The organism is Micromonospora sp. NPDC005194, assembly GCF_040608335.1.
Lineage (GTDB): Bacteria > Actinomycetota > Actinomycetes > Mycobacteriales > Micromonosporaceae > Micromonospora.
The window spans coordinates 1-19024 of sequence record NZ_JBEXIA010000013.1 but is presented as its reverse complement, the minus strand read 5'-3'; the positions used below and the strand labels follow the sequence as shown (position 1 = coordinate 19024).

Here is a 19024-nt window from a genome sequence, read left to right as displayed (position 1 = left end):
GGCCAGACTAGCGCCATGGCTGAGAACTCCCCCGTCGAGCCCGGTGCGGACTACGTCACAGACATCGGGCTTCGCAAGATTGACCACGTCGGCATCGCCGTCGCCGACCTGGATGCCGCGATCGACTTCTACCAGCGGACCTTCGGGATGCGCTGCGTACACACCGAGACCAACGCCGAGCAGGGCGTACGGGAAGCGATGCTGACCGTCGGGCCGACCGCCGAGGGCGGCTGCGTGCAACTGCTGGCCCCGCTCACCCCGGAGTCGACGATCGCGAAGTTCCTCGACCGCAACGGGCCGGGCGTGCAGCAGGTCGCGTACACCGTGGCGGACATCGACGTGGCCTGCGCGGCGCTGCGCGAGCGGGGCGTACGACTGCTCTACGACGCCCCGCGCCGCGGCACCGCCGACAGCCGGATCAACTTCGTGCACCCCAAGGACGCCGGCGGCGTCCTGATCGAACTCGTGGAACCCGCCCCCACCCACTGACCCGCCCACCCCGGCCCACCGACCCGCCCACCCCGGCCCACCGACCCCCGCCCATCCCCGGTGATCAAGAGGTTTGCGTCATCTGCGAACCGCGGATTGACGCAAACCTCTTGATCACCGGGGATGGGGCAGGGGGTGGGTCAGGGAGTGGGTCGTGGGTGGGGCAGGGGGGTGGGCGCGCACGTCTGTGCGTGGTTGGCGGGGCGGCCGGGCACCTTCACGCATTGGTGGATGCAGTTTTTCACAGAGGACTTCCCGCCCTAGCTACCGTTCAGTAACGTCCCGGCCCACAGGAGCGCGACCGGGGCCGGATGTGTCGAATGCCGACATGGTGGTCGTGTCCATCGGCCCCGACGATGGCAGCACCCGGCCCGTGCGGGTGCGGGGACGAACCGGAGGTCACCGTGCAGGACATCCTCGAAGCGATCATGGCGGCGGAGGAATCGAACGATCCGGACCGCGAGCTGGCGGGCGTCGCCGGACTGCCCGTGCCGGAGAGTTACCGAGGCGTGGTCGTCCGCGCCGAGGAGGCCCGGATGTTCGACGGCATGGCCACCCGGGACAAGGACCCTCGCAAGGCGCTGCACGTGCAGGAGGTGCCGACGCCGGAGCTGGCGCCGGGCGAGGCGCTGATCGCGGTGATGGCCAGCGCGATCAACTACAACACGGTGTGGACCAGCATCTTCGAGCCGGTGTCCACCTTCAAGTTCCTCCAGCGCTACGGCCGGGTCTCCGAGCTGACCCGCCGGCACGACCTGCCGTACCACGTGGTCGGCTCGGACGCGGCCGGCGTGGTGCTGCGTACCGGCCCGGGGGTGACCCGGTGGGCGGCCGGCGACGAGGTCGTCGCGCACTGCCTCTCCGTCGAGCTGGAGGACGCCGCCGGCCACGACGACACCATGCTCGACCCGCAGCAGCGGATCTGGGGCTTCGAGACGAACTTCGGCGGCCTGGCCGAGCTGGCCGTGGTCAAGGCCAACCAGCTGATGCCCAAGCCGCGGCACCTGAGCTGGGAGGAGGCGGCCAGCCCCGGGCTGGTCAACTCCACCGCGTACCGGCAGCTCGTCTCACACCACGGCGCCAACATGAAGCAGGGTGACGTGGTGCTGATCTGGGGTGCCTCCGGCGGCCTCGGCGGGTACGCCACCCAGATGGCCCTCAACGGGGGCGCGATCCCGGTCTGCGTGGTCTCCTCGCCGGAGAAGGCCGAGCTGTGCCGCCGGATGGGCGCGGAGCTGGTCATCGACCGGGCAGCCGAGGGCTTCCGGTTCTGGAAGGACGAGCAGACCCAGGACCAGGACGAGTGGCGGCGCTTCGGCGAGCGGATCCGCGAGCTGACCGGGGGCGAGGACCCGGACATCGTCTTCGAGCACCCGGGACGGGAGACGTTCGGCGCGAGCGTCTACGTGGCCCGCCGTGGCGGCACCATCGTCACCTGCGCGTCCACCAGCGGGTTCCAGCACCAGTACGACAACCGCTACCTGTGGATGCACCTGAAGCGGATCGTGGGCAGCCACTTCGCCAACTACCACGAGGCGTGGCAGGCCAACCGCCTGGTCGCGCTCGGCAAGGTGCACCCGACGGTGTCGCGTACCTACCCGTTGGAGCAGACCGGTCAGGCCGCGTACGAGGTCCACCGCAACGCGCACCAGGGCAAGGTCGGGGTGCGCTGCCTCGCGCCCGCCGACGGGTTGGGCGTCCGTGACGGGGAGTTGCGGGCCCGGCACGAGGAAGCGATCAACCGGTTCCGGGGGCACTGAGCGGGCCACCGGCCGGACGGATGAGCAGCCGGTGGCCAATGCGGTGATCGGCCATTGTTCTTCCACCCCCATTAGCGGGAACCCATCCGGATCGAACAAAGGGCCACGGGGCGCACCCGTGGCCCTTTTTCGTGTCACGCTGCGTGGCGCCCGTCCCGCCCGGGACCTGCCAAGATCGCCGATTGGTCCGGCCTCGGCGGCCAGGTCAGTTGACCATGTAATGAGGACACGAAAGCTCCGCACCGCTCTTGCGAAGCACCCTGGGGCGTCTGCCAGTATGTCCCAATGCCCCAGCAGCAGTCCTCCCCTCTCGCGTTCTTCGATAACGCGAACTCGCAGCCAGATTTCACCGTTGGCCTGCGCGGATACAACACTCACCAGGTCGATGACTTCATCGGCCGGATGACCGCCGCGCTGACCCAGTCCGAGCAGGCCCGTGCCGAGGCTGAGCAGCGGATGAACGACGCCCAGCGTCGCCTCCGCCAGGCCGAGCAGCGCATGAGTGCGCTGGAGCAGAAGCTCACCGACACGAACAAGCAGCTCGAAGAGAACAGCCGGCCCACCCTCTCCGGGCTCGGCACCCGCGTCGAGCAGATCCTCCGGCTCGCCGAGGAGCAGGCCAACGACCACCGCAACGAGGCCAAGCGCGAGTCCGAGGGCATCCTCTCCGCCGCCCGCCTCGAGGCCCGGGAGATCACGGACAAGGCCCGCGCCGAGGCCGCCGCGATGAAGGCCAGCGCCGAGCGCGAGGCCGGCAACCTGCGCACCGCCGCCGAGCGCGAGGCCGCCGAGGTCCGGGTGCAGGCCCGCCGCGAGGCCGACACGCTGCGCGCCGACGCCGACCGCGAGACCAAGCAGCTGCGTACGGTGACGGCGCACGAGGTGGCCGAGCTGAAGTCCACCGTCGAGCGGGAGGTGGCCACCCTCCGGGCCACCGCCGAGCGGGAGATCACCCAGCACCGCTCGAAGGCCGCCCGCGAGGCCGAGGAGAAGCGCGCCGAGGCGACCAAGCTGCTCACCGACGCACGGGACAAGCGCGACAAGGACCTGCAGGCTCTGGAGCTGCAGCTGGCCGAGCGGCGCGAGAAGGCCGAGCGCGAGGAGTCCGAGCGGCACGCCGCCCAGGTCGCGCAGACCCAGAAGATGGTCAGCGAGGCCGAGCAGCGCGCCCGGGCCGCGCAGGAGCGCGCCAAGGAGATCGAGCAGCGCGCCGAGGCCCGCCGGGTCGAGTCGGAGCGCAACGCGGCCGAGACGATCGACAAGGCCAAGGCGCACTCCGAGAAGACGCTCAACGAGGCCAAGGCCGAGTCGCAGCGCCTGCTCACCGAGGCGCGCACCGAGGCCGAGCTGACCACGCAGGCCGCCCGCCGCGAGGTCGAGGACCTCACCCGGCAGAAGGACGCGGTCACCTCGCAGCTCGGTCAGATGCTCTCCGGGCTCGCCGGCATCGTGCCCGGCATGCCGGCGGCGGCTGCCCCGGCGGCCAAGCCGGAGGCGAAGAAGACCGACGGCGGGCAGGAGCGGGTGACCGCGGAGACCGCCGGCTGACGCGAGGCGTCAGGTCGGGGCATCGACGGCGCGAGGTGACACCGGGTGACCGGTGTGACCTCGCGCCGTGTGCGTTTCCCAACCCTTGGTGTGGCACCCTCGCCACGGAGTGAAGTAGGTCCCACAAGGGGCGTCCGTATCGCCCCAGCAGGGGGCGATGCGTGTGAGGATGGGGGCATGTCGCACGGCGAGGAACTGTTCGCTCTCGGCGGGGACGTGACCACGGAGCCCAGCTTCGAGTCCGCTCTGCGGGGGTACGAGAAGAAACAGGTTGACCGGTACGTCGCGCGTGCCGAGCACGAGATCGCGACCCTCGCCGCCGAACGGGAACAGGCCTATACACAGATCCACAAGCTCGCCGGCCAGGTCGAGGTGCTGCAACGGGATCTGACCCAGGTCCGCAAGCAGATGAACGTGGTGGACCGGGCCTCCTTCCGGCACCTGGGCCCCCGCGTCGAGTCGATCCTCACCCTCGCCGAGGAGCAGGCCGAGCAGATCCTGTCGGCGGCCAACGAGGAGATCGACGCCCGTCGCGCCACCGCCGAGCACATCATCGAGGAGGCCCGCGAGCAGGCCGCGCGGGCGTTGAAGGACTTCGAGATCGCTCTCGCCGCCCGGCGCCAGGAGGAGGAGCGGCACAGCGCCTCCCGCCGCGCGGAGGCGGACGCGACCCTGCGGTCGGCCAAGGACGAGTCGGCGAAGCTGCGCAAGACCGCACAGGACGAGCTGGCCAAGGCCCAGCAGGAGGCCACCCACCTGCGGGACACCGCCAAGGAGATCCACACCCGGGCACAGCAGGAGGCCACCAAGCTGCGCGAGGCGGCCCGCGAGGCGCTGACCACCGCCCGGCAGGAGGCCGGCGAGCTGCGCGAGGCGGCCAAGGAGGTGCACGCCAAGGCCCAGCAGGAGGCCAAGCGGCTCACCGACACGGCGACCGAGGCGGGCCGGGCGACCCACGCCAAGGCACAGCAGGAGGCCAAGCAGATCATCGACGACGCGTCGATGGCCGGCCGCGCCACCCGCGCCAAGGCACAGCAGGAGGCCGAGCGGCTGACCACGCAGGCGTCCGAGTCGGCCAAGCGCAGTCGGTCCGAGACCGAGGCGTACGTGCAGCGGATGCGCAGCGAGACCGAGGCGTACGTGCAGCAGTCCCGGGCGCAGACCCAGCAGGAGCTGGGCGCCTGGCGAGCCGGCGTGGAGCAGGAGGTCAACTCGCGGCGCGAGGCGGCCGACCGCGAGCTGGCCCAGCGACGGTCCACCGCCGAGCAGGAGTTCGCCAAGCGGCGCGACGAGCTGGACAAGCAGCACGAGTCCCGCAAGCAGGAGCTGGAGTCCACGTTCGCCAACCGCCAGCAGGAGCTGGAGTCGGGTTGGGCTGCGCGCAGCGCCGAGCTGGAATCCGAGTTCACAGCCCGCAAGAACGAGCTGGAGACCGAGTACACCGCCCGCAAGAACGAGATCGAGCAGGGCGCCGATGCGATCCGTCAGGCGGCCGAGCGGGACGCGTCGGCCCTGCGCCAGCGCGCCGAGACGGAGTCGGCCGAGCTGTTGAGCCGCGCCGCGACCGAGGCGGGTGACAAGCGCCGCAAGGCCGACGAGCACGTCGCGGCCTCGCGCCGCCAGTTCGAGGAGTACGCGGCCACGACCCAGCAGCACCTGGCGACCACGCAGCAGCACCTGGCGGCGACGCAGCAGGAGGCGGCCGCCGGCCGGCAGCAGCTCGCCCACGTGATGTTGGAGATCGCGCAGGCCCAGCAGCAGCTCGCCGACCTGCGGCAGGAGACCTGGAAGGCGCGGCAGGAGTCCGACGAGCTCGAGCGGCAGATGGCCGAGGTGCGGTTGCGCAGCACCACCGGCCCGATCGACGGCCCGACCGCACCGGCCACGGACGACCGCCCCGACCCGACGGCCGCGACCACGCCGGCGGGCGGCGAGGCCGCCACCGGGTCGGGTATCGGTGACGATGACGCCGGTGCGCCCGTCGCCGCCGGCACGGCGAGCGACCTCACGATCGAGCCGGACCACGCCGGTGCGCCGGTCGCCGCCGGCACGGCGAACGGTCTCAAGAGCGAGCCCGACGACGCCGGTGTGCCGGTCGCCGCCGGCACGGCGAACGGCCGCAAGGCCGAGCCCGACGACGCCCGGCAGCCGGCGAAGGCCGCCGCGGCCGGCGAGTCCGAGCAGTCCACGGCCCGCCCGGTGGCCGAGCCGGTGACCACTGTCGACGGCGGCGCGGCCAGCGCCGGGGTGGACGGCGAACCGACCGTGGCGGCCGTTCCGGGCGAGGGTGGCCGGGGCGCCAAGCCGACGAAGATCACCAGCACCGGTGAGAACGGCAAGCGCCCCAGCAAGCCGACCACCGACGAGCGCAGCGCCAAGCCCAGCAAGGTCACGATCGAGAAGGACTGACGGGCACCCACCCGTCCGAGCTTCGAGATCTTGGACAGTTTCCGTTCAACAGGAACGGAAACTGTCCAAGATCTGCGCGTCGGCCGGGTCTAGTCGATGATCGGGCGGCGGAACGGGCGCCACGCGACGAACCGTTCGAACAACTCCCGGGGCGTCGGCCCGTCGTAGGGGTTGAGCTGGTACAGGTCGTGTGCCGCCTCATGGTAGAGGCCGGCCAGGTAGATGGTCAGGGCCACCGGGTCCGCGTCAAACTCCGCCTTGAGCAGCAGCCGGGCGTCCGCGCAGGGCCATGGTCGGCCGTCGGCCCGGCAGCACCACAGAGGCCGCAGCGGGGTGTGCGGCGTCCGATCGCCGCAGGCTCGGGGAAACAGGGGGTACGGCCCGAGCCGCGGCAGCGGCAGCCCGGACGTACGGGCCCGTTCCTGTGGACCGGAACCCGACGGCGTGCAGCCGGCGGGCGACCTCGGCACCGGGTGAACGGGGTCGGACCGACCGGAACGGCGAAGGCGCGGCATCGATACCTCCTCGACTGACTCAGAACGGACGCGCCGCCGGTTGGGGCGACAGCGGCGACCGGGTACGTGACAGTCTGCTGAGAACACCACTACGGTCGGAAGGCATCGTCGTGTCCGCCGGCGTGACTGGGGTAACGGCGTGGTCCGCCGGGTCGACCGGTGGCGATCACCAACAACCTGCGGAGGCACTGTGGAAGGCGACGCCGCGCCGACGGCCGATATGATCCGCGCCCAACTGCGCCGGCTGCGGACCGCCGCCGGGATGAGTCAGGAGGAGTTCGGTCGGCTGGTGCACTACTCCGGCTCGATGGTGTCCGCGCTGGAGCTGGGCCAACGGCCGCTGGACCGGCTCTTCCTGGCCCGCGCCGACGAGGTCCTGACCACCGGAGGCTTGCTCGTGCACCTGCTCAAGCTCGCCGAGCGCGACGGCCTGCCGAGCTGGTTCCGGCCCTGGTTGGACGCCGAGCGGACCGCCCGCCAACTGCGCTGCTTCCAGCCCACGCTCGTCCCGGGTCTGCTGCAGACCGAGAACTACGCCCGCGCGGTGATCCGCTGCGACGATCTGCTCAGCGACGACGAGGTCGAACGCCGCGTGCAAGCGCGCCTGGACCGCCAGTCCATCCTCACGCAACCCGACCCACCGCAGCTCATCGCGGTCGTGGACGAACACGCGCTGCGGCACACCGCTGAGCACATGCGTGGGCTCATGGTCGAGCAACTCACCCAGTTGATCACCTACGCCCAACGCCCGCCGGTCAGCGTGCACGTCATTCCCGCCGAGGTTGGAGTGCACGTCGGGATGTCCGGACCCTTCACGCTTGCGCGCGGCGCCGACGGTGGCTGGGTCGGCAACCTCGAAAACCAGCTTGCCGGCGTCGTGGTTGACCGAGATGGTGACGTAGCTACGCTGCTCTCACGATGGGAGACGGTGAGAAACGAAGCGCTCTCTCATCGGCACTCGATTGACCTGATGAAGGAAGCAGTGAATTCATGCACCTGAGCGGCGCGGTTTGGCGCACCTCCACTCGCAGCGGTAACAGTGAGTGCGTCGAGGTGGCGGACAATCTGCCCGGACTGGTGGGGGTGCGGGACAGCAAGGACCCGTCCGGCGCGGTGCTGGTGTTCGCGACAGCCGCGTGGCGGGCGTTCGTGGCCGCCGCCCGCCATCCCACCGCCTGAGCCGGGAGGTCCCTGGTGCCGCAGCACGACCCGTCCGGCGACGACCCGGACGTGACCCCAGGTCCCCCGCGAGCGGAAACGCCACCGCCGGCGGAAACGCCACTGCCGGTCGAGACGCCGCCGCCGGACGAGACGCCGCCTCCCGTGCCGGTGCCGGCACCGGGGATCGACCCGGAGGCGCCGCCTGCCGTGCCGTCCGGGAAGTTCGGCACGCCGGGGCGTCCACTGCGACGCAGCAGCTTCCTGGTCGGCTTCACGGGCGCGCTGGGCGTGCTGCTGGCGTACACCCTCTATCTGGGGATTCGCAATGCCGGCGGCATCCTCGTGCTGGTGGTGATCGCGCTCTTCCTCGCGGTGGGCCTCAACCCGGCGGTGGTGCGGCTACGCACCTGGGGTGTGCCCCACGGCCTGGCGGTGACGGTGGTGGCGTTGACCGTGGTGCTGCTGCTCTGCGGGGGCGTGGTGGCGCTGGTCCCGCCGATCGTGACGCAGTCCGGGCAGTTCATCGACCAGATCCCGAGCCTGCTCGACGAGCTGCGCCGCAATCCGACGGTCAATGACCTGGTGGAGCGGTACGACGTGGTGGAGCGGGTGCAGGGCGCGGCCAACGCGGCCACCATCGGCCGGGCGCTCGGCGGGGTGCTCGGCGGCGCCCAACTGATCTTCGGCACGGTGTTCCGGACGTTGACCGTGCTGGTGCTGACCATCTACTTCCTGGCCTACTTCAACCGGCTGCGCTCGCTGGGCTACTCGGTGGTGCCCCGGTCGCGGCGGGAGCGGGTGCAGCTGATCGGCGACGAGATCCTGGCGAAGGTCGGCGCCTACATGGTCGGCGCGCTGAGCATCGCCGTGCTGGCCGGCGCGACCACCTTCGTCTTCGCGCTGATCGTCGGGCTGCCGTACCCGTTCGCGCTGGCCGTGGTCGTCGCGGTGACCGACCTGATCCCGCAGATCGGCGCGACCCTGGGCGCGGTGATCGTGAGCCTTGTCGGTTTCGCCGCCGACCTGCCCACCGGCATCGCCTGCGCGGTCTTCTTCCTGATCTACCAGCAGATCGAGAACTACCTCATCTACCCGAAGGTGATGCGGCGTTCGGTGGAGGTCAACGAGGTCGCCGCCCTGCTGGCCGCGCTGCTCGGGGTGGCGCTGCTGGGCGTGGTGGGCGCGCTGATCGCCATCCCCACGGTGGCCGCGCTGCAACTGATCCTGCGCGAGGTGGTGCTCCCCCGCCAGGAGCGGAGTTGACTGTCAGTCGGCCGGCCCGGGGACGGGCGTGTCCGCGAAGGCGGCCACCGTTCGGTCGGCGTACGCGCTGACGTCGCCGGTCTCCATCGGCCCGTCCCAGGTCGTCGGCAGCGGCACCTCGGCCGCCGGGTTGACCCGCTTGACGATCTCGTCGAGCACGGTCTCCGCGTCGCCGACCCAGAGGTGCTTCGCGCCGGGCACCCCGACCACCTCGGCCTGCGGCACCGCCGCGAACCGCTCCCGCGCCTCGGCCGGGCGCAGGTAGTCGTCGAACTCGGGCACCAGCGCCACCAGCGGCCGACCCGAGTCGGCCCAGGTCGCCAGATCGTCCGGGGCCGAGAACCGCAGCGGCGGGGATAGCAGGATCGCTCCGGCCACCGCCGGGTCGCACCCGTACTTCAGGGCCAGGTCGGTGCCGAACGACCAGCCGACCAGCCAGATGTTGGGCAGTTCGGCGAACTCCGCGTACTCGATGGCGGCGGCCACGTCGTAGCGCTCACCCACCGCGCCGTCGAAGGCCCCCTCGCTGGTGCCGCGCACACTGCTCGTGCCCCGGGTGTTGAACCGCAGCACGGCCACGTCGGCCAGCGCGGGCAGCCGCCACGCCGCCTTGCGGAACACGTGGCTGTCCATCATTCCGCCGTGGGTGGGCAGCGGGTGCAGGCAGACGAGGGTGGCCACCGGGGGCCGGTCGGCCGGCAGGGCCAGTTCGCCGACCAGCCGCAGACCGTCGGCGGTGTGCAGCTCGATGTCCTCCCGGCGGCCGGGCAGGATCGACGACGCGCGGATCGCTGTGCTCACCGCTCAAGTCTGTCGCGAACTCACCGCCGCCGCCCGCCCAGGCACGATCAGGGTGATCCAGGTCGCTCGCTCAGTAGCGCGGCGTGCCCCGGCCGCGCTGCACCGCCGGGCCGCGCCGCTCCCGGGCACGCCAGCACCCGCTGTGCCAGTGCCGGCGGTCGGTCAGGTCACCCAGGCCGTCGGCGGGCCAGGCCACGAGGTGCGCCACCCCGGGTCGGATCTCCTGGTCACAACCGGGGCAGCGGTACGTCTTGACCGACGCGCCCGCCCCGATGCCGCGTACCTGCCAGGCGCCGTCGGTCCACTGCTGCACCGAGGCGACACCCTGCCGGACGCGGTCGGCGTCCAGGTTGGCGTTCTCGTCCCGGCGAGGGCGATTGCGACGAGGGCTCACAGTCACCAAGCGTACGGTCCGTCGGACGGACCAGCCCCCGGGCCGGTCCGTCCGACGGCTGCGATCACTTCCAACTCTGTGGCCGCGTCGGGTCCTCGACGACCCGCGCTCCCGCCAGCACGGTCGTCGCGTCCGCCTCGGTGAAACCGCTCGTCGCGCCCGGCTCGACGCCGGTCGGCCGCGGGCCGTCCCACTGCCAGCCGAAGTTCACGCTCACCACCGTCTTGCGGATGCCGAAAAGATCCAGTGTCGTCCCGTCCGCGGAGAGATTCGCGGGCCGGCCAGCGATGGTCCGGTTCCCCTCGGTACGGGTGCCGGCCCCGCTCGCGTAGCGGTAGTTCACGAACATGACGTGGGTCGCCGCCCGCGCAAGGGTGAAGTCCGAGGTGACCAGTCTCGGGTATGAGCTGACGTCGACCGAGCAGGAGGTGATCGGTGCGCGGTCGGGCAGGCTGCCGAGCCGCAGCGGCACGGCGCACGACCGGGCCTCGTTCCAGCGCAGCGCCCGGACCGCCTGCTCCAGCCCGGCGCGGTCCCCTCCCAGGATGACGGCACGGGCGTACAGACCCGGCGCGGGACGCCACGACGTGACCACGCCACTCGCGCCATCGCTCGTCGGGTGGATCGTGCCGTCGAAGGTCTGGGGCCCCGGCCCGGCCACGTCGACCTGGACGTTGCCGAACGAGACGCTGGTGGACAATTCACGGCTCGACCGGCGACGCCACCAGGAGTTGTTGGCGTTGACGAGCATGCGGCGCACGTACACGTCGGGCCGGTCGGCGCGGGCGATCCTGCGCCAGTGCACGTACGCCCGGGACAGCACCTCCTGGGTGAGGTCCTCGGCCCGGTGCTCGTCACCGGTGAGCAACCGCGCCAGCCGCACGAGGGCTGGGCCGCGGCTGGAGACGTACTCCTCGAAGGTCACATCCGGTAGACGCGGCCCGGTCCCTCCGGCGTTGACCCGGTCAGCGGTGCGAGTGGTCGCGGAAGCCGCGGCGGGTCTTGCGGCCCAGGTAGCCGGCCGTGACCAGGTGCTCCAGCAGCGGCGCGGGCGCGAAGCCCGGCTCGCGCAGCTCCAGATACAGCTCCCGCTGGATGGCCAGCGAGACGTCCAGCCCCACCACGTCGAGCAGCTCGAACGGGCCCATCGGGTAGCCGCAGCCCAGCTTCATGGCGTGGTCGATGTCGTCGGCGGTGGAGTAGCTGGCCTCCAGCATCTTCACCGCGTCGTTCAGGTACGGGAAGAGCAGCGCGTTGACGATGAACCCGGACCGGTCGCCGCAGACCACACCGGTCTTGCCCAGCGCGGCGCAGACCGCCCGCGCGGTGGCGGTGGCCTCCGGGGAGGTACGGATGGTCCGGACCACCTCGACCAGCGGCATGACCGGCGCCGGGTTGAAGAAGTGCAGGCCCACCACGTCGGCCGGCCGCTGGGTGGCCATCGCCACGTCGATCACCGGCAGGGACGAGGTGGTGGTGGCCAGCACCACGCCCGGCTTGCAGATCTCGTCGAGGCTGGCGAAGAGCGCCTTCTTCACGCTCAACTCCTCGACGACCGCCTCGACCACCAGGTCGACGTCGGCGAGGTGGTCGAGCGTGGCCGACCAGCTGATCCGGCCGAGCGCGGCGTCCCGGTCGGACTCGGCGAGCTTGCCGCGCACCACGCCCTTGTTCAGCGAGGTCTTCACCGCCTCGCAGACCGCCGCGGACTTCTCCGCGCCCCGGGTCACCGAAACGACCTCGTAGCCGGCCTTCGCGAACACCTCGATGATCCCGGTGGCCATCGTCCCGGAGCCGACGACACCGACCTTCGCGATCGCGCGCGCGCCGTCGGCGAGCGCGGCCTCCGTGGCCGGCGGCGTCGCCTCGTCCGGTACGACGACCGGGGAGCCCGGCCGCTGGTAGGTGTAGAAACCCCGACCGGACTTCCGGCCGAGCAGCCCCGCCGTCACCATCTGCTTGAGCAGCGGCACGGGGGCGTGCCGGCGGTCCCGCCCGCCGCGGCGGTACATCGTGTCCAGGATCTCGTACGCGGTGTCCAGGCCGATCAGGTCCATCAGCGCCAGCGGGCCCATCGGCAGGCCGCAGCCGAGCTTCATCGCCGCGTCGATGTCCTCCCGGGTCGCGTAGTGCGACTCGAACATGCCGACCGCGTGGTTGAGGTAGCCGAAGAGCAGCGCGTTGGCGATGAAGCCGGCCCGGTCGTTGATGGTGACGTCGACCTTGCCCAGCCGGGCGCACAACGCCTCGACGTCGGCGACCACCTCGGGCGACGTGACGACGGTGCGGACCACCTCGACCAGCTTCATCACCGGCGCCGGGTTGAAGAAGTGGATGCCGATCACCTGGTTGGGCCGGGTGGTGGCGACCGAGATCTCGGTGACGCTCAACGACGAGGTGTTGGTGGCGAGAATGGTGTCCGGCCGGCAGACCCGGTCCAGCTCCGCGAAGATGCGCTGCTTGAGGTCCAGGTGCTCGGGCACCGCCTCGATCACCAGGTCCACGGAGTGCAGGGCGTCCAGCCCCACCGCGAAGCGCACCCGCTCGTGCAGCGCGTCCCGGTCCGCCTCGGCGAGCTTGCCCTTGGCCACGGCGCGATCGGTGGAGCCGGTGAGGGTGGCCCGGCCGCGCTCCAGCGCCGACTCGGAGATCTCGACCGCGAGCACGTCGATGCCGTTGCGGGCGAAGACCTCGACGATGCCGGCACCCATGGTGCCCAGCCCCACCACACCCACGGTGCTGAACTCGCGCGCCACGATCGGCCTCCCCAGACACTCCGCACGGCCACTGAACGGCCGCTAAGGTTATGCGCGCGAGTCTGCCACGTGACGCTCGGTTGTCGAGACGCCGTGGCATATTTCACCCACGGCGCGAGGGGCCGCTAGACGGCCGGCACGCCGGTCAGCGCGAGCAGCTCCGCGACGAACTCCGCCGGGCGTTCCAGGTGCGGGCTGTGCCCGCAGCCGGGCAACACCACCTCGCGGTACGCGCCGCCGGCCGCCGCGTACCGCTCCAGCACCGCACGGGTCTGGCCGACCATCGGCTGCGGCGGGCAGGACTCCTCGCCCGGCCAGCCGGGCACGACACCCAGCGAACCCAGGTACGCCAGGTCGAACAGCGACGTGTCCGACACGATCACGTCGGCGTCCCCGCGTACCCAGGTGACCGGCGGCTTGGGTGCGACGGCCACCAGCTCGTCGGCGATCCGGAACCAGGTCGGGGCGAGCGCGTTGAGCACGCCGCGCTCCCCCGGCGCGGTGCCCGGCCAGTTCGCCGAGGGCACCGCCGTACCGGGGTAGTTGTCGTCGCCGGTCGCCGTGGACAGCACGCTGTCCAGCAGCAGCTCCTCGTCGACGCCCAGCGAGGCGGGATCGGCCACGTAGGTGGCCCGCAGCACCGCGCGCGGGCTGGCCGGCGCGTCGGCGTCGCGATCACCCGCGGCGAGCCGCGCGACGAAGTCGGGGTTGGCCGTGCCGGCGCCGGTACCGGCGAAGTCGGGGGTGGTCGGCGTGCCGGTCAGGTCGCGCGTGCCACCGAAGCCGTACGGCGACACCGGCGCGGCCAGCAGCAGCGCGCCCACCCGGTGCGGATGGTCGACCAGCAACCTCATCGCCACTCCCCCGCCCAGGGAGTGCCCGACCACCACGGGCAGGCCACTGCCGCTGGCGCTGGCGCTGGCGAAGAGCGTCGGGTCGTCCAGCAGGGCGGCGATGTCGTCGGCGAAGTCCCGCAGGCCCCGCGTGGCGTTCACCGGAGCGGTCGCGGAGTCGCCGTACCCCCGCAGGTCAGGGGCCACGACCCGCAGCGTCGGCGGCAGCCGCCGGAGCAACGGTTCCCAGAACAGCGAGGACGAGCAGTTGCCGTGGATCAGCAGCACCGGAGTGCCGTCCGGCGGGCCGGCCACCCGTACCGCCTGGGTCGTGCCGTTCGCCGTCACGATCCGCTGCTCGCTCTCCATCCGCGGCATGCTGCCACGCCGTTGTCCGCCGGTCCAGGTGCTGGACAGCCACCCGGCGGCACCGCCCGGTGTGGCGGACCACCGCCCACACCCCGGCAGGGGCCTTCGCCGCGGGTCAGCGGCGGCCGGTGGGCGGGGTGGCCAACGGCAGGGGCAGCGTCGGGCGGATGTCCCGCCGGGCCGGGCCGAAGCTGAGCCCGACCGGATCCGTGTGGGCGACCCCCGGGTCGAACAGGCGCAGCTCGGTCCGACCGAGCCGGATCACGTCGCCGTCGGAGAGGCGTTCCACCTCGGTGATCCGGCGGTCGTTGAGCCAGGTGCCGTTGGTCGAGCCCAGGTCACGCAGCGAGGCACCCTCCGGGGCCAGCCACACCTCGGCGTGCCGGCGGCTCAGGTGCGGGTCGTTGATGACCACGTGACCGGTCGGTGCCCGACCGATCACCTGCGGCTCGACCCGAAGGCGAAAGCTCGCGCCGCGCATCGGCCCACCAGCGACCGTCAACAGCGGCAGCAGTTCCGGATGTTCCTCCATGGACAGTCAGCCCTCCACCCCACACCGTTACTCCGCGCGTCAGCCTGCCATCAGACGGTAATCGTCAATACCGACCAGCCGGTCAGCTCCTCGTCACCTCCCGGCCACCCGCCGTTCGACGATTCGGGCGGCCGGCCTCCGGCACCCAGCGCCTGACCTGCACTGATCAACGAGCGGGCGGGCCGAGGCAACTCCCGTCCGGCCGACCCGAAATCGTGCCCTACCGATGAGTAATGTTCGGGTCTAGACTTCCGCCATGACGGCTGTGCATGTCCCCGGCACCCCTCTCATCGAGGCGGACCAGCTGGTCTCCACCAGTCCGGCCACCGGCGCCGAGGCGGGCCGCCTGCCCGTCGCCACCGCTGCCGACGTGCGGCAGGCCGTCGACCGGGCCCGCGCCGCCGGCGAGTGGTGGGCCGGCCTGGGCTTCACCGGCCGCCGGCAACGGCTGCTGCGCTGGCGCGCGCTGCTCGCCCAGCGGATCGAGCAGCTCGCCGACCTGGTGCACGTCGAGGGCGGCAAGCCGGTCCCCGACGCCATCGTCGAGATCGTCACCGCGATCGAGCACGTCGACTGGGCGGCGCGCAACGCCGGTCGGGTGCTCGGTCCGCGCCGGGTGCGGTCGCGGCTCATCCTCGCCGAGTTCTCCGGGCACCTGGAATACCAGCCGCACGGCGTGGTCGCTGTGATCGGCCCGTGGAACTATCCGGTCTTCACCCCGATCGGCTCCGCCGCGTACGCCCTGGCCGCCGGCAACGCCGTGGTGTTCAAGCCCAGCGAGTACACGCCCGCCGTCGGCCAGTGGCTGGTGGACACCTTCGCCGAGGTGGTGCCCGAGCAGCCGGTGTTCACCGCCGTGCACGGCCTCGGTGACGTGGGCGCGGCGCTGTGCCGCTCCGGGGTCGACAAGGTGGCCTTCACCGGCTCCACCGCGACCGCCCGGAAGGTGATGGCCGCCTGCGCCGAGACGCTGACTCCGGTGCTGATCGAGGGCGGTGGCAAGGACGCCATGATCGTCGACAGCGACGCCAACCTGGACGCCGCCGCCGAGGCGTGCGTCTGGGGCGCCATGACCAACGCCGGCCAGACCTGCATCGGCATCGAGCGGGTCTACGCCGTCGACGCGGTCTTCGACGCCTTCGTCGACAAGGTCGTCGCCCGTGCCGGCCGGCTGACCGTGGGCCCGGAGGGCGCCGACATCGGCCCCATCACCATGCCCGGCCAGATCGAGGTGATCCGCCGCCACATCGACGCCGCGGTCAGCTCCGGCGGTCGCGCCGTGCTCGGCGGCCCGGATGCGGTGCAACCTCCGTACGTGCATCCGACCGTGCTGGTGGACGTCCCGGAGGAGTCGCCCGCCGTCCGCGAGGAGACCTTCGGCCCGACGCTGACCATCAGCCGGGTCCGCGACGCCGACGAGGCCGTCGCCCGCGCCAACGCCCTGTCGTACGGCCTGGGGGGTTCGGTCTTCGGCCGGCAGCGTGCGGTGTCCATCGCGCGGCGCCTGCGCTCGGGGATGGCTTCGATCAACTCCACCCTGACCTTCGCCGGGATGTCCACGCTGCCGTTCGGTGGGGTCGGCGACTCCGGCTTCGGGCGGATCCACGGCGAGGACGGCCTGCGCGAGTTCGGCCGCGCCAAGGCCATCACCCGCCGCCGGGCACGATCGCTGCTGCCGTCGATGACCTTCGAACGCACCCCGACCGACGTGGCACGCCTCATCAAGGCCATCAAGATGATGTACGGCAGATGAGTGTCGGATAACCGATCTGGGCGTTGATCAGCGTATCCACATGTTTATGCATCGTGCTCGCGGCGGTACATTGCGTTAAATGGGCCACAATCGATTGCGCCACCGCCTTGTCGACAGTGACCAGTCGTGGAGCGCACGGCAGCGGCGTCGTCGTTCGGACTGGCTGGCGCGCACCTTTCCCGAGATCGGCGACATGCATGTCGTCGACCTCGGCGGCCGGCTCGGCACCTGGCACCGCGCCACCGTCCGACCGGCCCGGGTCACAGTGGTCAACCTGGAACAGCCGCCCGCCGCGGTGCCGGAATGGGCCCACGTCGAACAGGCCGACGCCTGCGACCTGCCACCCCATGTCGCCAACGGCGCCTACGACCTGGTCTTCTCCAACTCGGTGCTGGAGCACGTCGGCGGGCACGAACGCCGGCTGCGGTTCGCCGCCGCGGCCCGGTCACTGGCCGATCGCCACTGGGTGCAGACGCCCTACCGCTACTTCCCCATCGAGCCGCACTGGATCGCGCCCGGAATGCAGTTCCTGCCGATCCGGCTGCGCACCGCGCTCGCCCGCCGCTGGCCTCTCGGGCACAAACCGACCCGCAGCCACGAAGCCGCCATTCACCAGGTGCTCTGGACCGAACTGCTGGACCGCTCGCAGATGCGCCACTACTTCCCCGACTCGCGAATGCTCATCGAGCGGTTGGCCGGCCTGCCGAAGTCGCTGATCGCCGTCCGAACCGAGGCGTGAGCGGTCAGAAGAGGGTCAGCTCGTCCTTCTCGATGCCGCGCAGCCGGTCGTAGTTGACGACCACGCACCGGATGCCCCGATCGGCGGCGAGCACCCGGGCCTGCGGCTTGATCTCCTGGGCGGCGAAGACGCCGGTGACCGGGCTGAGCAGCGGGTCGCGGTTCATCAGTTCGAGATAGCGGGTCAACTGCTCCACCCCGTCGATCTCGCCACGCCGCTTGATCTCGACGGCGACGGCGCCGGAGTTGGCGTCCCGGCACAGCAGGTCCACCGGCCCGATCGCCGTCATGTACTCGCGGCGCACCAACGTGTACCCCTCGCCGAGCACACCCGGGTTGGCCGCCAGCAACTCCTGCAGGTGCGCCTCGACCCCGTCCTTGCGCAGGCCGGGATCCACACCCAGCTCGTACGAGGTGTCCTGGAAGACCTCCTCCAGGGTGATCCGCAGCTCCTCGCCGGCCTTGTTGACCACCCGCCACACGCCGGGGGCCTCCTCCAGCCGACACGGCGGGCTCATCCAGTTCAGCGGCTTGTACGCACGATCGTCGGCATGGATGGACACCGACCCGTCCGCCTTCACCATCAACAGCCGGGTGGCCGGCGGCAGGTGAGCCGAGAGCCGTCCGACGTAGTCCACCGAGCACTTCGCAATGACCAACCGCACCCGACGAGGGTAGCCGAGCACCCGGCGACCGCCACCGAGCGGCACTGGCGCGTCGGTGCGATGCTGAGACCGTGTTCGAAGTCCTCACCGGCACCGGCCTCGCCGCCTCAGCGGGGCTGAACGCCTACATACCCCTGCTCATCCTCGGTCTACTCGGTCGTTACACCAACCTGATCGACCTGCCCAGCGGTTGGACGTGGCTCGGCAACGGCTGGGTCATCGTCATCCTGGCCGTCCTGCTCGCCGTCGAGATGGTGGCGGACAAGGTGCCGGTGGTCGACCACATCAACGACGTGGTGCAGACCGTCGTCCGGCCCACCGCCGGCGGCCTCGCCTTCGGCGCGGGCTCGTCCTCGGAGACCGTGACCGTCAGCGACCCGGGGAGTTTCTTCACCTCCCACCAGTGGGTGCCCGTGGCCACCGGCGTCCTGCTCGCCTTCGGCGTACACCTGCTCAAGTCCGCCGCGCGGCCAGTCATCAACGCGACCACCGCCGGGTTCGGCGCCCCGGTCGCCAGCACCGCCGAGGACGCGACAAGCGTGGTCGTCTCCCTGGTCGCGATCATCCTGCCGGTGCTGGTGCTCGCCTTCCTGGTCGGCCTGGTCGTGTTCATCTACTGGTTCTTCCGTCGACGCTCCGAACGCCGTCGGGAACGCGAGGCGGCCCGCGCCGCCGGCTTCCGCGTCTGACCTGGGGCCTTCCTCGCGGGGCGCACCGGCTCCGCTCCGCTCGCCCGCTCGCGCCTTCAGATCCTGGACAGTTTCCGTCAGCAGCTGACGGAAACTGTCCAAGATCTCGCGGGCATGACAATGGCCGGCACCCGTTCTCGGGTGCCGGCCATTGGTCGGGTCGTGCGGTGGGTCAGCTGTTCCAGTGCTGGGTGACCAGGTCGGTGGCCTGCTGCTCCCACTGGGCGTAGGCGTCCGGGTAGGCGGAGACCTGTACGGTCTGCGCGGCCTGGGTCAGGGGCATGTCCTGCCAGCCGTCAACCTGACGCAGGCCCTTGAGGAACGCGGTGGTGGAGTACTCGGGGTTGGT

Annotated in this window: 17 protein-coding genes and 1 pseudogene; 10 read left to right on the top strand and 8 right to left on the bottom strand. The window is 71.4% G+C overall.

Annotated elements, in window-relative coordinates; genetic code table 11:
- Positions 1 to 15: 15 nt before the first annotated feature.
- The 4 genes from mce to ABZU53_RS13780 all read left to right on the top strand — a co-directional run bounded on the left by mce (position 16) and on the right by ABZU53_RS13780 (position 6206).
- The gene (mce, locus tag ABZU53_RS13795; RefSeq protein ID WP_354856957.1) at positions 16 to 489 is read left to right on the top strand and encodes a methylmalonyl-CoA epimerase; all 474 of its coding nucleotides are present in this window, start codon (positions 16 to 18) and stop codon (positions 487 to 489) included.
- Positions 490 to 893: 404 nt separating this feature from the next.
- A complete protein-coding gene (gene ccrA, locus ABZU53_RS13790) occupies positions 894 to 2249 on the top strand; it encodes a crotonyl-CoA carboxylase/reductase (protein WP_354856955.1) in 1356 nt (451 codons plus the stop codon).
- A 285-nt stretch (positions 2250 to 2534) separates the two neighbouring features.
- Positions 2535 to 3797 (top strand): cell division protein DivIVA, encoded by a 1263-nt coding sequence (locus ABZU53_RS13785; RefSeq protein ID WP_354856954.1) that lies wholly within the window; start codon positions 2535 to 2537, stop codon positions 3795 to 3797.
- A 177-nt stretch (positions 3798 to 3974) separates the two neighbouring features.
- A complete protein-coding gene (locus tag ABZU53_RS13780; protein ID WP_355066046.1) occupies positions 3975 to 6206 on the top strand; it encodes a hypothetical protein in 2232 nt (743 codons plus the stop codon).
- A gap of 89 nt (positions 6207 to 6295) precedes the next feature.
- On the opposite strand, the gene ABZU53_RS13775 is transcribed toward ABZU53_RS13780, so the two are convergent.
- A complete protein-coding gene (locus ABZU53_RS13775) occupies positions 6296 to 6607 on the bottom strand; it encodes a hypothetical protein (protein WP_355066213.1) in 312 nt (103 codons plus the stop codon).
- Positions 6608 to 6911: 304 nt separating this feature from the next.
- Between ABZU53_RS13775 and ABZU53_RS13770 the strand changes: the two genes are divergently transcribed.
- The 3 genes from ABZU53_RS13770 to ABZU53_RS13760 all read left to right on the top strand — a co-directional run bounded on the left by ABZU53_RS13770 (position 6912) and on the right by ABZU53_RS13760 (position 9145).
- Complete coding sequence (locus ABZU53_RS13770; RefSeq protein WP_354856951.1) at positions 6912 to 7721, top strand: helix-turn-helix transcriptional regulator; 810 nt, start codon at positions 6912 to 6914, stop codon at positions 7719 to 7721.
- Entirely contained in the window at positions 7712 to 7900 is a 189-nt protein-coding gene (locus ABZU53_RS13765; protein WP_354856950.1) for a DUF397 domain-containing protein, read from the top strand. The genes ABZU53_RS13770 and ABZU53_RS13765 overlap by 10 nt, the downstream gene beginning before the upstream one ends.
- A 150-nt stretch (positions 7901 to 8050) precedes the next feature.
- Entirely contained in the window at positions 8051 to 9145 is a 1095-nt protein-coding gene (locus ABZU53_RS13760; protein WP_355066211.1) for an AI-2E family transporter, read from the top strand.
- Positions 9146 to 9148: 3 nt separating this feature from the next.
- Here ABZU53_RS13760 and ABZU53_RS13755 read toward each other — a convergent pair whose 3' ends face one another.
- The 6 genes and pseudogenes from ABZU53_RS13755 to ABZU53_RS13730 all read right to left on the bottom strand — a co-directional run bounded on the left by ABZU53_RS13755 (position 9149) and on the right by ABZU53_RS13730 (position 14830).
- Positions 9149 to 9946: an alpha/beta hydrolase gene (locus ABZU53_RS13755; protein WP_354856948.1), complete on the bottom strand. Its 798-nt coding sequence runs from the start codon at positions 9944 to 9946 to the stop codon at positions 9149 to 9151.
- A gap of 70 nt (positions 9947 to 10016) precedes the next feature.
- A complete protein-coding gene (locus ABZU53_RS13750; RefSeq protein ID WP_231640156.1) occupies positions 10017 to 10340 on the bottom strand; it encodes a hypothetical protein in 324 nt (107 codons plus the stop codon).
- Between the two features lie 694 nt (positions 10341 to 11034).
- Positions 11035 to 11265, bottom strand: a pseudogene (locus ABZU53_RS13745) (sigma factor); the annotation flags it as partial.
- 40 nt (positions 11266 to 11305) lie between these two features.
- Positions 11306 to 13096: a 3-hydroxybutyryl-CoA dehydrogenase gene (locus ABZU53_RS13740; RefSeq protein ID WP_355066044.1), complete on the bottom strand. Its 1791-nt coding sequence runs from the start codon at positions 13094 to 13096 to the stop codon at positions 11306 to 11308.
- Positions 13097 to 13221: 125 nt separating this feature from the next.
- Positions 13222 to 14307: an alpha/beta hydrolase gene (locus ABZU53_RS13735; RefSeq protein WP_355066042.1), complete on the bottom strand. Its 1086-nt coding sequence runs from the start codon at positions 14305 to 14307 to the stop codon at positions 13222 to 13224.
- Between the two features lie 106 nt (positions 14308 to 14413).
- A complete protein-coding gene (locus ABZU53_RS13730) occupies positions 14414 to 14830 on the bottom strand; it encodes an FHA domain-containing protein (RefSeq protein ID WP_354856940.1) in 417 nt (138 codons plus the stop codon).
- Positions 14831 to 15086: 256 nt separating this feature from the next.
- Between ABZU53_RS13730 and ABZU53_RS13725 the strand changes: the two genes are divergently transcribed.
- On the top strand, positions 15087 to 16583 hold the full coding sequence (locus ABZU53_RS13725) for an aldehyde dehydrogenase family protein (RefSeq protein WP_355066040.1): 1497 nt from the start codon (positions 15087 to 15089) through the stop codon (positions 16581 to 16583).
- A 79-nt stretch (positions 16584 to 16662) separates the two neighbouring features.
- The gene (locus ABZU53_RS13720; protein WP_354856936.1) at positions 16663 to 17322 is read left to right on the top strand and encodes a class I SAM-dependent methyltransferase; all 660 of its coding nucleotides are present in this window, start codon (positions 16663 to 16665) and stop codon (positions 17320 to 17322) included.
- A gap of 4 nt (positions 17323 to 17326) precedes the next feature.
- Here ABZU53_RS13720 and nucS read toward each other — a convergent pair whose 3' ends face one another.
- A complete protein-coding gene (gene nucS / locus ABZU53_RS13715) occupies positions 17327 to 17986 on the bottom strand; it encodes an endonuclease NucS (RefSeq protein ID WP_039908963.1) in 660 nt (219 codons plus the stop codon).
- A gap of 71 nt (positions 17987 to 18057) precedes the next feature.
- Here nucS and ABZU53_RS13710 point away from each other — a divergent pair, with 71 nt between their 5' ends.
- Complete coding sequence (locus ABZU53_RS13710; RefSeq protein ID WP_355066038.1) at positions 18058 to 18675, top strand: DUF4126 domain-containing protein; 618 nt, start codon at positions 18058 to 18060, stop codon at positions 18673 to 18675.
- Positions 18676 to 19024: the final 349 nt, after the last annotated feature.